The sequence below is a fragment of the Cypionkella aquatica genome (assembly GCF_030161095.1).
Taxonomy (GTDB): domain Bacteria; phylum Pseudomonadota; class Alphaproteobacteria; order Rhodobacterales; family Rhodobacteraceae; genus Cypionkella; species Cypionkella aquatica.
In genome coordinates this window covers 274,195-287,457 of record NZ_BSPP01000010.1, presented here as the reverse complement: position 1 = coordinate 287,457, position 13,263 = coordinate 274,195, and the positions used below count along the sequence as shown (strand labels likewise).

General features: G+C 60.0%; 11 protein-coding genes. 10 read left to right on the top strand and 1 reads right to left on the bottom strand.

Annotated features, from left to right (window positions below; genetic code table 11):
- Positions 1 to 127: 127 nt before the first annotated feature.
- From bamA to lpxB, 6 genes are all read left to right on the top strand, one after another.
- Complete coding sequence (gene bamA / locus QQJ98_RS14335) at positions 128 to 2,452, top strand: outer membrane protein assembly factor BamA (protein ID WP_284326028.1); 2,325 nt, start codon at positions 128 to 130, stop codon at positions 2,450 to 2,452.
- Complete coding sequence (locus QQJ98_RS14330; protein WP_284326027.1) at positions 2,452 to 3,048, top strand: OmpH/Skp family outer membrane protein; 597 nt, start codon at positions 2,452 to 2,454, stop codon at positions 3,046 to 3,048. The genes bamA and QQJ98_RS14330 overlap by 1 nt, the downstream gene beginning before the upstream one ends.
- Positions 3,049 to 3,159: 111 nt before the next feature.
- Positions 3,160 to 3,642, top strand: coding sequence for a 3-hydroxyacyl-ACP dehydratase FabZ (gene fabZ / locus QQJ98_RS14325; protein ID WP_284326026.1), 483 nt, complete (start codon positions 3,160 to 3,162; stop codon positions 3,640 to 3,642).
- A gap of 2 nt (positions 3,643 to 3,644) precedes the next feature.
- A complete protein-coding gene (lpxA, locus tag QQJ98_RS14320; RefSeq protein ID WP_284326025.1) occupies positions 3,645 to 4,442 on the top strand; it encodes an acyl-ACP--UDP-N-acetylglucosamine O-acyltransferase in 798 nt (265 codons plus the stop codon).
- On the top strand, positions 4,439 to 5,233 hold the full coding sequence (locus tag QQJ98_RS14315; protein WP_284326024.1) for an LpxI family protein: 795 nt from the start codon (positions 4,439 to 4,441) through the stop codon (positions 5,231 to 5,233). The genes lpxA and QQJ98_RS14315 overlap by 4 nt, the downstream gene beginning before the upstream one ends.
- The gene (gene lpxB / locus QQJ98_RS14310; protein ID WP_284326023.1) at positions 5,221 to 6,369 is read left to right on the top strand and encodes a lipid-A-disaccharide synthase; all 1,149 of its coding nucleotides are present in this window, start codon (positions 5,221 to 5,223) and stop codon (positions 6,367 to 6,369) included. The genes QQJ98_RS14315 and lpxB overlap by 13 nt, the downstream gene beginning before the upstream one ends.
- 205 nt (positions 6,370 to 6,574) lie before the next feature.
- Here the strand turns inward: lpxB and mnmA are convergent, their stop codons facing one another.
- Positions 6,575 to 7,708: a tRNA 2-thiouridine(34) synthase MnmA gene (gene mnmA, locus QQJ98_RS14305; RefSeq protein ID WP_284326022.1), complete on the bottom strand. Its 1,134-nt coding sequence runs from the start codon at positions 7,706 to 7,708 to the stop codon at positions 6,575 to 6,577.
- A gap of 139 nt (positions 7,709 to 7,847) precedes the next feature.
- Between mnmA and sciP the strand changes: the two genes are divergently transcribed.
- The 4 genes from sciP to recG all read left to right on the top strand — a co-directional run bounded on the left by sciP (position 7,848) and on the right by recG (position 13,203).
- A complete protein-coding gene (gene sciP, locus QQJ98_RS14300; protein ID WP_284326021.1) occupies positions 7,848 to 8,126 on the top strand; it encodes a CtrA inhibitor SciP in 279 nt (92 codons plus the stop codon).
- 95 nt (positions 8,127 to 8,221) lie between these two features.
- Positions 8,222 to 8,935, top strand: coding sequence for a response regulator transcription factor CtrA (gene ctrA / locus QQJ98_RS14295; protein ID WP_284326020.1), 714 nt, complete (start codon positions 8,222 to 8,224; stop codon positions 8,933 to 8,935).
- A gap of 72 nt (positions 8,936 to 9,007) precedes the next feature.
- A complete protein-coding gene (gene ligA / locus QQJ98_RS14290; protein WP_284326019.1) occupies positions 9,008 to 11,122 on the top strand; it encodes an NAD-dependent DNA ligase LigA in 2,115 nt (704 codons plus the stop codon).
- Positions 11,119 to 13,203, top strand: coding sequence for an ATP-dependent DNA helicase RecG (gene recG, locus QQJ98_RS14285; protein WP_284326018.1), 2,085 nt, complete (start codon positions 11,119 to 11,121; stop codon positions 13,201 to 13,203). Before ligA ends, recG begins: the two co-directional genes overlap by 4 nt.
- Positions 13,204 to 13,263 lie beyond the last annotated feature (60 nt).

Here is a 13,263-nt window from a genome sequence, read left to right as displayed (position 1 = left end):
GTGTTGCAGCCCGACACAGGCTGCATAATTCCACCATATTGTTTACGATTTTTTCGGCCATCCTTTTGACATTGCTTGCGGTTGCAGGTAGTCAGATGCACAGGATTTAGTGTATTCAGGAGCAGCCATGCGGGAAACAGCACGCGCAAACACCACGCGCAAGGGTGTGTTCCGACGCGCCCTGCGACCAAGCCTGATCGCAATTCTGCTTTCCAGTGCAATGGTTTCCGAACCGTTCCTGACGCAAGCAATTGCACAAACTTTCAGCTTCAACAGCGTGACGGTTGAAGGCAACAAACGCGTCGATGCGAAAACCATTCTAAGCTATGCGGGAATCGCGCGCGGTCAATCCTTGGCCGCTGGCCAGCTGAACGACGCGTATCAGCGCATTTTTGCCTCTGGCTTGTTTGAAACCGTTGATCTGGTGCCGCAGGGCGGCACATTGGTGATCCGGGTCAAAGAATTGCCGACGCTGAATGTTGTCGATTTCCAAGGTAACAAACTGGTCAAAGACGAAAAACTGACAGAGCTGGTGAAATCCAGATCGCGTCTGGTCTATAATCCGGCGCAGGCCGAAGCCGATGCCGCCCAGATCGCAGAAGTCTACCGCGTGCAGAGCCGTCTGGCCGCCACGGTTGATCCCAAGATCATCCGTCGCTCGGATGATCGGGTGGATCTGGTGTTTGAGATCACCGAAGGCAAAGTAGTTGAAAACGAAGGTATTTCCTTTGTCGGCAACCGCCATTTCAGCGACCGTCGCCTGAAGCAAGTGCTGCAAACCAAACAGGCGGGCTTCCTGCGCCAGCTGATCAAATCCGATACTTTCGTGCCGGAACGGCTTGAGGTCGACAAGCAGATGTTGCGCGACTTCTATCTGTCGCGTGGGTATATTGACGTGCAAGTGGTTGATGCCACTGGCCAATTGTCGCGCGAGCGTGATGCGACCTTCGTGACCTACACCGTCAAGGAAGGTCAAAGCTGGAAGATCGGCCGCGTCAACACCGTCTCCGAAGTTGAAGGCGTCGATGCCGCAGAATTTGCCGCCGTGCAGAAGATGCGCTCGGGCGTCACCTATTCGCCGTCGATCATTGAAAACAACATCGCCCGGATGGAAAATCTGGCGCTGCGCAAGGGTTTGAACTTTGTGCGCATCGAACCGCGTCTGGTCCGCAATGATCGCGGGCAGGTGCTGGATGTCGAATATGTCATAAAGCGCGGTGATAAGGTCTTCGTCGAACGCATTGATATTGAAGGCAATACCACGACCCTGGATCAGGTGGTGCGCCGCCAGTTCCGCACGGTGGAAGGCGACCCCTTCAACCCGCGCGAAATCCGTCAGGCCGCTGAACGCATCCGCGCCTTGGGCTTCTTCACCGATGCCAAAGTCGATGCCAAACCCGGCAGCAGCGCCGATGGCGTGGTCGTTAACGTCGATGTCGAAGAACAGCCCACCGGCTCGATCAGCTTTGGTGCCAGCTTTGGCACGGCGTCGGGTCTGGGTCTGAACCTTGGCTTCTCGGAAACCAATTTCCTTGGCCGTGGTCAGTCGTTCGCGGTGAATATCGGCTCTGCTTCTGATACCAAAAGCAGCGGGATTTCCTTTGTTGAACCAGCCCTTCTGGGCCGTGATCTCAAGCTGAAACTTGGCCTGTCTTATGATGAGGCCAACAACGCCAACGCGCTTTACGACACCCGCAAAATTGCCTTCAGCACCGGGTTGGAATTCCCGATTGCCGAACAGTCGCGGCTGGAACTGCGTTACAAAGCTTTCCAGGATACAGTCAAAGATGTCACCTCGACCTCGCTGCTGTTGCTTGATGAAGGCGACCGTGGCTCGGAATTTGGCTCGGGTATCGGCTATATCTATACATTCGACAACCGCGTCACCGGCCTGAACCCGAAAAGCAGTCTGCTGTTCCGCTTTGGCCAAGACTACATCGGTCTGGGTGGCGATGCGAAGTTCTTTGAAACCACGGCTTTGGCGGTGGCTGAAACCAAGGTGTTCAACGAAGACGTGACCCTGCGCGCGGTGTTTGAAGGCGGGGCTGTCAAAAGTTTTGGCGGCTATGATACCCGCGTCACCGACCGTTACTTTGGCAATGGCAAGATGCGTGGCTTTGACACCAACGGCATCGGCCCGCGCACAGCGGATGGCGATGCCTTGGGCGGCAATTTCTACGCGACCGTCAAGCTTGAGGCCGAGTTTCCGCTTGGTCTGCCAGAAGAATATGGCATCACAGGCGGCGTGTTCTATGACATGGGCTCGGTCTGGGGCTTGGATGCGAACCCGGATGGTGTCGATTCCGGCGCACATCTGCGCTCTGCCATCGGGGTTTCGGTGCTGTGGACCACGCCGATTGGCCCGCTGCGCTTCAACTTCTCGAATGCGATCAAGAAAGAAAGCTATGACGAAGAGCAAAGCTTCGATCTGACGATCGCGACCAAGTTCTGATGAACCGGGCGGCAGCAGGGCTGATTGCGGCGCTGCTGCCTATGCTTCCTCTGATCGGGCAGGCGCAGACTGTGGCCCCCAGTGTGGTGCAGAAGTCGGTGGTTGTGACGCTGGATCAGGAACAATTGTTCCTCGCCACCCAATACGGCAAGGCGTTGCAGGCGGAGTTTGAAACGTCTTCCGCCGCACTTCTTGCCGAGAACCGCAAAATCGACGCCGAGCTTGAAACAGAAGAGCGGGCTTTGACCGACAAACGTGCCGTGATGACCGCGCAGGACTTCCGCCCGCTCGCCGAGGCGTTTGATCTGAAGGCCAACGGCCTGCGCAGCACGCAAGAGGTCAAGGCCCGAGATCTTGCCAAACGCCGCGATGAAGACCGCCAGAGGTTTTTTCAGGCCGTAGCCCCCTTGTTGGGTGATTACATGGTCGAGCGCGGTGCCGTCGCCATCCTTGATAAATCCGCCATCGTGGTCAGCCTCGGCGCCATAGACATCACCGCCGAAGTGGTCGCCCGCATCGACGCGCGTTTGGGTGATGGCAGCAAACCCACAGATCCGCCACTGCAGCCCCAACCTCAGCCCACCCCCACACCCTAAAGCCCCGCGCTGATTTCTGGACAAATCCGGCCAGTCTCTTGTTTCACCCGGCGCTTTTCGCTAGTCAAATACCACGCCCCGGCAAGAGGGCTGCACCCTCGGAGATCCCGCATGACCGACCAGACCGCCGCACCCGCAGACGCCCCGCTGTCAGCCGATCTCGCGCTGATCCAACGCATCATCCCGCACCGCTACCCATTCCTGCTGGTCGATAAAGTCCGCGACATCTACATCAACAAATCCTGTGTCGGCATCAAGAACGTCACCTTCAACGAGCCGCAGTTTCAGGGCCATTTCCCCGGCATGCCGATCTTTCCGGGCGTGATGATCATCGAAGCTATGGCGCAAACGTCTGGCATCCTTGTTGGCCTGTCGATGGATCTGGTCGATAAAAACGCCACCGTGTTTTTCATGGGCGTCGATGGCGTGAAATTCCGCCGCAAAGTCGTGCCGGGTGATGTGCTGGAACTTCATGTCACGGCATTGCGCGGCGGCGGTCGGGTCTGGAAATTCGCCGGTCGCGCCATGGTCGATGGCGAACTCGCGTGCGAGGCCGAATTCATGGCGATGTTCGACGTCCCGAAAAAGGCCTGAGCATGGCTATTCACGGCACAGCCCTAGTCCACCCCTCGGCCTTTGTCGAGGAAGGCGCCACGATTGGCCCCGATTGCTTCATCGGCCCCTTCGCGCTGATCGGGGCCGAAGTCACGCTGCACAAAGGCGTCACGGTGAAATCGCATGCCGTGGTGACAGGCTGGACCGAGATCGGCGACGACACCACGATTTTCCCCTTCGCCTGCGTCGGGGAAGTGCCGCAAGATCTGAAATTCAACGGCGAACGCACCCGCCTGATCGTGGGCGCACGCTGCAAAATCCGCGAAGGTGCGACCCTGAACACCGGCACAGCGGGCGGCGGCGGCATCACCCGCATTGGCGACGATTGCCTGCTGATGACCGGCGCGCATATCGGCCATGATGCCACCTTGGGCAATCGCATCGTGCTGGCCAATCAGGTCGCCATCGCTGGCCACTGCCAGATCGGCGATGATGTGATCATTGGCGGTCTGTCCGGCATCCACCAGTGGGTGCGCATTGGCCGTGGGGCGATCATCGGCGCGGTGACGATGGTGACGAATGACGTTCTCCCCTATGGCCTTGTGCAGGGCCCGCGCGGCGTCTTGGATGGCCTGAACCTCGTCGGCCTGAAACGCAAAGGCGTTGATCGCAGCGACATTTCCGCCATGCGCGCCGCCTTTCAGGCTCTGTCGCAGGGCGAGGGCAGCTTTCTTGACCGCGCCCGCAGTTTGGCCGAGCAGACCGAAAGCCAATATGTGCGAGAGATGACCGACTTCATCCTCTCGGCCAGTGACCGCTCTTTCCTGACGCCAAAATGAGCCGCCTTGCCATCATCGCGGGGCAGGGTGGCCTGCCCGCCGCCTTGGCCGCCGCCTGTGCCACCCCGCCGATGATCTGCGCTTTGGATGGGTTCACCCCGGAAAACCTGAAAGTGGATCAAATTTTTCGGATTGAGCGTCTGGCCTTGTTCCTGCGCCATCTGGAAGATCAAGGCATCAGCCAGATCGCCTTTGCGGGTGCTGTGCAACGCCCCCGGCTTGATCCGTCCCTGTTCGATCCGCAAACCGCGCAAATGGTGCCGCGCCTGTTGTCCGCGATGGGGCAGGGCGATGATGCTACCCTGCGCGCAGTCATTGCGATCTTTGAAGAAGCCGGGTTCGAGGTGGTCGGGGTTGAAGCCATCGCCCCAGCTCTGTTGCCGCAAGCCGCTGTTCTGGCAGGCGAAATCACCCCGCGCGACGAATCCGACGCCACCCGCGCCGCCTTGATCACCCAAGCCCTCGGTGCCGTCGATGTCGGTCAGGGCTGTGTTGTCGCGCAGGGCCTGTGCCTCGCGGTCGAAGCGCTTCCCGGCACCGATGCCATGCTGAAAAGCCTTGGCCAAATCGCGCCGAACCTGCGCCCGAAAGGTGGGCTTTACTACAAGGCCGCCAAACCCGACCAAGACCGCCGCATTGATCTGCCCACCATGGGCCTTGAGACGCTGCGCCTTGTCGCTGAGGCTGGCCTGTCGGGCGTGGCATTTCAGGCCGGATCGGTGATCTGCCTCGATCTGCCCGCGATGACCGCCTTCGCCCAAGCGCAGAATTTGCTGCTATGGGCGCGCTAACGCTGTTCCTGATCGCCGGGGAACCCTCTGGTGATCGTCTGGGCGCGGCTTTGATGGCGGGCCTGAAGCTCCTGCAGCCAGAGGTGACATTCCAAGGCGTAGGCGGCCCATTGATGCAGGCCGAGGGGCTTAACAGCCTGTTCCCAATGGAAGAACTGTCGATCATGGGGCTGGTCGAGGTGCTGCCGAAATACCTGCATCTGAAACGCCGCATCCGCGAAACCGCTGCCGCAGCACTGGCCGCCCATCCGGCCGCCCTGATCAGCATCGACAGCCCCGATTTCTGTCTGCGCGTGGCGAAAATCGTCAAAGCCGCAGCGCCAAACCTGCGCACCATCCACTACGTCGCGCCGTCGGTCTGGGCATGGCGCCCCGGCCGCGCCGCCAAAATGGCCGGCGTGATCGACCATGTCTTGGCCCTGCTGCCGTTCGAGCCGCCCTTGATGCAAGCGGCCGGCATGAGCTGCGATTTCGTCGGCCATCCGGTGGTGGCAGAACCCCTCGCCACCGCCGCCGAGATCGCCCTGCTCAATGCCCCGCAAGGCGCCGAGTGCGGCCCGCTGATCCTGACCCTGCCCGGATCGCGCAAAGGCGAAGTCAGCCGTCTTGCCCCGGTGATCGGTGAAACCCTCGCGCTGATCAAGGTCGAATACCCCCAAGCCCGCGTCGTGCTGCCAACCGTGCGCGGGGTAGAGGCGCTTGTGCGCGAGCTTACCGCCACATGGCCGATTAAACCGCAGATCATCACCGACCCCGCGCTTAAGCGCGCAGCCTTTGCCGCTGCCGATGCAGCTATCGCCGCCTCTGGCACCGTCTCGCTGGAACTTGCCGCCAATAACTGCCCGATGCTGATCGCCTATGACATGCACAAGCTGACGCTCTGGCTGATGCGCCGCGCCGCCCTTGTTGATACGGCTACTTTGGTCAACCTCGTCTCGGAAACCCGGGTGGTTCCCGAATTCATCGGCGAAAGCTGCAAGCCCACCCTGATCGCCCCGGCTTTGCTGAACCTGCTGGCGCATCCTCACGCCCAGGATGCCGCGATGCAGCTGACCATGCAACGCCTTGGCCAAGGCGGCGAAGCCCCCGGCCTGCGGGCGGCAAAATCCGTCCTGTCCGCGCTCAAATCCCGCTAAAATTTAGCTAAAATTTACGTTCAGACTGGCTTAAATATTCCCGCCGGAGGCTTCCTGCATCAACCACAGAAGCCTCCGGCGGGGATATTTATGAACAGATGAAACGGCAGATTGCAGGAGTGCAAAGGTTTACAAAGAGTGAAGCAGCCCTTCTAACCCTTTGAATTCACACAAACGCCAAAGCTGTCCACGCGTGGACACACACTCACCGCCCGCGCCAGATCCAGCCGCCGCCAAACACCCGGCTGCCTTCGGGCGCGTAAAACACGCAAGCCTGCCCCGGCGAGATGCCATCTTCAGGATCAAGCAGTTCTACCGTAGCCTCGGTCGCCGATATAGGACGCACCACCGCTGTCCGTGGCGGCCGGGTCGAGCGGACCTTCACATTCAAATGCCACTCTTCGCGGCTTTCAAACGGAGCCTCGCCCAGCCAATTGATCTCACGCAGCGGGATCACTCTGGTTGAAAGCGCCTCCTTCGGCCCGACAATCACTTGCCGCAACGCCGGGTCCAGCTTGACCACATACAAAGGATCGCCAAGCCCGCCGATCCCCAGCCCCTTGCGCTGCCCGATCGTGTAGTGAATGACGCCGCGGTGCTGCCCCAGCACGCGCCCCGACTGATCAACGATATCGCCCGGATCCGCAGACCCTGGCCGCAATTTCTCAATCACCGCCGCATAATTGCCGTTCGGGACGAAGCAAATATCCTGACTGTCCGGCTTATCCGCCACCGACAGCCCATATTTAGCCGCCAAAGCCCGCGTTTCCGCCTTTGATGCCAAATGCCCCAAAGGAAACCGCAGATAAGCCAACTGCTCAGGCGTGGTCGAGAACAGGAAATAGCTTTGATCTCGGTTCGCATCCGTCGCCATGTGCAGCTCTGGCCCATCGCCGACCTTGCGCTGAATATAATGCCCCGTCGCCATGCAATCGGCGTTCAGATCGCGGGCGGTGGCCAGCAGATCCTTGAACTTCACCCGCTCATTGCAGCGAATACAGGGCACCGGCGTCGCCCCCGCCAGATAAGCGTCGGCAAATTCCTCGATCACCGCCTCGCGGAAGGTGTTCTCGTAATCCAGCACATAATGCGGAAAGCCCATCACCTCGGCCACCCGCGCCGCATCGTGAATATCGCGCCCCGCACAGCACGCGCCCTTTTTCGCCAGCGCAGCACCATGATCGTACAGCTGCAGGGTGACGCCCACCACGTCATAGCCTTCTTCGGCCAGCTGTGCCGCCACAACCGAGCTGTCAACGCCGCCCGACATGGCAACGACCACGCGGGTCTCGGAGGGGGGCTTGGCAAAACCAAGCGAATTCAGCGGGTGATCAAACATCTTATGTTCCGGGGGATGGGGGCAACATTATGGCCAATGCATCACAATATAAGAAAATGCCACATAGTCTCAACCCCCGGCTTTACGGTTGTTTAAGCCCGTTCGCCCAAGCTGCCGGGATGCAAGCGAGGAAATCACCATGTATCTCAAGAAAGTTGATGGCCCAAGGCAGGTCACTTTACCCGATGGCAGCACCCTGTCGCGCGCCGATTTGCCCCCGGTTGAAACCGACCGTTGGGTGGCCAGCCGCAAGGCCGTGGTGGTCAAGGCGGTGATTTACGGCCTGATTTCCGAGGCAGAGGCCTTGGAACGCTACGCTTTATCCGAGGAAGAGTTCATTCTTTGGCGGCAAGCGGTTGAAACGCATGGCGAAAAGGCTTTGCGGGTGACCACAATTCAAAAATACCGACAACTTTAAGTTGTTTGTCAGATTCATTTCGTCACAGTAACGTGTGGTTAACCATTGCCCGCCAAAGTCATTAACGAACAAGAACCTGTGACGGAGCCCTCAGAATGAGAATCTTGCTGGTTGAAGACGATCCCACCACATCCCGTAGTATAGAACTGATGCTGACCCACGCGAATTTGAATGTCTATTGCACCGATCTGGGTGAAGACGGCATCGATTTGGCAAAGCTTTATGATTACGATTTGATTCTTTTGGATCTCAATCTGCCAGATATGTCGGGGCACGAGGTGCTGCGGCAACTGCGACTCGCGCGGATTGAAACACCGATTCTGATTCTTTCCGGCTCGGACGACACCGAAAACAAGATCAAGGGCTTTGGCTTTGGTGCGGATGACTACCTGACCAAACCGTTCCACCGCGAAGAACTGGTCGCCCGCATCCATGCCATCATCCGCCGCTCCAAGGGGCACAGCCAGTCGGTGATCAAGACGGGCAGCGTCAATGTGAACCTTGACGCCAAGACCGTTGATGTCGGCGGGGGCACGGTGCATCTGACTGGCAAAGAATATCAGATGCTGGAACTGCTTTCTCTGCGCAAGGGCACCACTTTGACGAAAGAGATGTTTCTGAACCATCTTTACGGCGGCATGGACGAGCCAGAGTTGAAAATTATCGACGTGTTCATCTGCAAGCTGCGCAAAAAGCTGGCAGAGGCAACCGGCGGGCAGAATTACATCGAAACCGTCTGGGGGCGCGGCTATGTGTTGCGCGATCCGGGCCCGGTTTTGGCGACGCCGCGCCTCGCCGCCAGCGCTTGATCAGCGGTTTGGCCGCGCTTGCCCATTCCCGGTGCGCCGCATAACTTGTGGCAAACTGGAATGGGGGCGGCAATGGCGGCGGAGACAGAGCATTTGACCGAGGCTGAGGCCCGCGCCGAGCTTGCGCGGCTGGCCAAGGCCATTGCCGCGGCCAACCGTGCCTATCACACGCTGGATGCGCCAGAATTGTCCGACGCAGAATTTGACGCGCTGAAGCGCCGAAATCTGGCCATAGAAGCAGCGTTTCCGGCGTTGAAACGCGCTGATAGCCCATCCGATCAGGTGGGCGCTGCGGTGTCGGACGGCTTTGGCAAAGTGGCACATGCCATCCGTATGCTGTCGCTGGAGAATGGCTTTGCGGATGCCGATATCAGCGATTTCGATGAACGCGTGCGCAAATATCTCGGCACCAGCACCGGCATCGCCTACACGGCAGAGCCGAAAATTGACGGCCTGTCATTGTCGCTGCGCTATGAAAACGGCGTGCTGGTGCAAGCAGCCACCCGTGGCGATGGCGAGATCGGCGAGAATGTCACCGAAAATGCCCGCACCATTGCCGACATTCCGCAAAAGCTGACCGATGCGCCCGACTTGCTGGAGGTGCGCGGCGAGGTCTATATGAGCCATGCGGATTTTGCCGCGCTGAACCTAAGGCAGGCGGCCAAGGCGGAAAAGCTGTTTGCCAATCCGCGCAATGCCGCCGCTGGCAGTCTGCGCCAACTGGATGCCAGCATCACGGCGGCCCGGCCTTTGCGATTCTTTGCCTATGCTTGGGGGGCACTATCGGCCCCGCTGGCACCGGCTCAGTTTGAAGCAATCGCGCGGCTTAACGCTTTGGGATTTCAGACAAATCCTCTGACCACCCTGTGCACTGGCCCCGCCGAGATGTTGGCGCATTACCGCCAGATTGAAACCCTGCGCGCGACTTTGGGCTATGACATCGACGGCGTTGTGTACAAAGTGAATGATCTCGCGCTGCAAGCGCGGCTTGGGTTTCGCTCTGCCACGCCACGCTGGGCGATTGCGCATAAATTCGCGGCCGAACTGGCTTGGACCCGGCTTGAGGCGATCGACATTCAGGTTGGCCGCACCGGCGCCTTGTCGCCCGTGGCGCGGCTTACCCCGGTGACGGTGGGCGGGGTCGTGGTCTCAAACGCCACGTTGCACAATGAAGACTACATTGCTGGCCGCGATGCCAAAGGCACCGCCATCCGCGACGGCCGCGACATCCGCATCGGCGATTTTGTGCAGGTGTACCGGGCGGGCGACGTGATCCCAAAGATCGCCGATGTGGATTTGACGCGGCGCCCGGATGACGCGCAACCTTATGTTTTCCCAGATATTTGTCCCGAGTGTGGTTCCGTCGCGCATCGAGAGCCCGGTGATGCCGTGCGTCGCTGCACGGGCGGGCTGATTTGCCCCGCGCAAGCAGTGGAGCGTTTGAAGCATTTCGTCTCGCGCGGCGCGTTTGACATCGAAGGTTTGGGCGCCAAGCAGGTAGAGATGTTTTTCCACGATGCCGACCTTCCGGTGAAAACGCCCGCCGATATTTTCACCCTTGCCGCGCGGGATGCAGCCAACGGCCTGAAAAAGCTGAAGAACCGCGATGGTTTTGGGGAAACCTCGGTCAAAAAGCTGTTCGCGGCGATTGAAGCCAAGCGCAACATTCCGCTCGACCGGCTGATTTTCGGACTTGGCATCCGTCATGTTGGCGAGGCCGCAGCAGGCCTGTTGGCGCGGCATTATTCCAGTTGGGAACATTTTGAGGCCGCGATCACCCATGCCTTGCCAGACAGCCCTGATTGGGCCGAACTGACGTCGATTGATGGTGTCGGCGCGGTTTTGGCTGGATCTTTGGTCGCGGCGTTTCAAAATGGCCCCGAGCGCGCGGCGATTGATTCGCTTGTGGCCGAACTTTCGGTGCAATCGGTGCAGGCCCGTGCGCCCGTGGATAGCCCGGTTGCAGGCAAGATCGTGGTGTTCACCGGCTCGCTTGAAAAGATGACCCGCGCCGAAGCCAAGGCCCGGGCCGAGGCATTGGGGGCCAAGGTTGCGGGCTCTGTTTCGGCCAAAACCGATCTGCTGGTGGCTGGGCCGGGGGCAGGCTCTAAGGCGAAAGATGCTGAAAAACATGGGGTTACGGTGATTGACGAAGACGGCTGGCTTGCCTTGATAGGTCAGGCATGAGCCGTCCGGAAATTTTGTTTCCACTGTTTGCAGGCTTGGAAACCCTTGAAGGGGTCGGCCCAAAGACCGCCAAAGCCTTTGAGGCACTTGGCGTTGAAAAGCCCAAAGACCTGTTGTTTTTGCTGCCCCATTCCGCTGTGGATCGCAGCCGCAAGGCCTCGTTGCGCGATGTGGTGCCGCCCTGCACCGTGACGGTCGAGGTCGAGGTTGGTCTGCATCTGCCGCCACGCCAAAAGGGCCGTCCCTACCGCATCATGGTGCGCGATGCGGCGCTTGAATTTCAGTTGGTCTACTTTCACGCGCGCAGTGATTATCTGCAGGGCCTGCTTCCCACCGGGCAGCGCCGCCTTGTGTCAGGTAAGGTCGAGCTCTTTGATAACATTGCACAAATGGTGCATCCCGACCATGTTTTGCGCCCCGAAGAGGCGGGCGAGCTGCCGCAGTTTGAACCGATTTACCCGCTTGCCGCCGGCATCACGCAGCGGGTGGTGGCGAAAGCGGTGGCCTCTGCTTTGGCCCGCGCGCCGCTGGTGCCAGAGTGGATTGATCCCGGCCTGAAGGCGCGCGAGGCGTGGCCGGATTGGCACGCGGCGCTGCAAACCGTGCACGCGCCCCCCGATCAGGCGGCGCTGGCTTTCACCGACCCCGCCCGCCAACGTCTTGCTTATGATGAACTTTTTGCCCATCAGCTGACGCTTTCCTTGGCCCGCGCCAGCATGCGGCGGGGGCAGGGCCGCGTCAGCATCGGGGATGGCCGCTTGCAAAAGCCTGTGCTTGCAGCGCTGCCTTACCGCCCCACGTCGGCGCAAAACCGGGCTGTGGCCGAGATCGCCGCAGATATGGCGCAGCCTGTGCGGATGAACCGGCTGCTGCAAGGCGATGTCGGCTCGGGCAAAACGCTGGTGGCTTTGCTTGCCTTGCTGATCGCAGTGGAATCCGGCGGGCAGGGCGTGATGATGGCCCCGACCGAGATTTTGGCGCGTCAGCACCGCGAAGGCTTGCTGCCTTTGGCTGAAGCTGCGGGCATCAGGATTGCGCTTTTGACCGGGCGCGACAAGGGCAGCGAGCGCGCGGCCAAGCTTGCCGATCTGGCCGAGGGGCGCATCCACATTCTGCTGGGCACCCATGCGGTGTTTCAAAAGGATGTGCATTTTCAAGATCTTCGCTTGGCGGTGGTCGATGAACAGCATCGCTTTGGCGTCGCACAACGCATGGAACTGGGCGCCAAAGGGCAGGGCGTCGATGTGCTGGTGATGACCGCAACGCCGATCCCGCGCAGCCTTGCGCTGGCCAGTTACGGCGATATGGATGTCTCGGTGCTGGATGAAAAACCGGCTGGGCGCAAGCCGATCAAGACGGTGATGATCTCGGGCGCGCGGATGGATGAGGTGGTTGGCCACCTTGCCCGTGCCGTCGCCGAAGGCCGTCAGGCCTATTGGGTCTGTCCCTTGGTCGAGGAATCCGAGCTGGTCGATTACGCCAGCGCGGAAGAGCGTTTTGCCAGCCTGCGCGCGGCTTTGGGGGATGTGGTGGGGCTGGTGCATGGCCAGATGCCCGCCGCCGAAAAAGACGCCGCGATGGCAGGTTTTGCCAGCGGGCAGACTAAGATTCTGGTCGCAACAACGGTGATCGAGGTCGGCGTGAACGTGCCAAATGCCTCTATCATGGTGATCGAGCGGGCCGAAATCTTTGGACTGGCGCAGCTGCATCAGCTGCGCGGCAGGGTTGGGCGCGGCCATGTCGAGTCGACCTGCCTCTTGGTCTATCAAGCACCGCTGTCGCAAACTGGGGCGCGCAGGCTCAAGGTGATCCGCGATACCGAAGACGGCTTTCGCATCTCTGAGGAAGATCTGTCAATGCGGGGCGCGGGCGATCTGATTGGCACCGCGCAATCTGGATTGCCGCGGTTCCGGGTTGCCGATCTTGAACGGCAGGCCGGGCTGATGGCCGTTGCGCAATCCGACGCGCGGGCCTTGTTGGTGGTTGATCCTGATTTGACCAGCCCACGCGGCCGCGCAGCCCGGGTCTTGCTGTGGCTGCTAAATCAAGATCGTGCGATAAAACTGATCTCTGTCGGATAAAACCTCACAATCTTGTGTGCTGCGGCGGGGAACCTATTGGGCCCTGCTGGGTTATGTTCT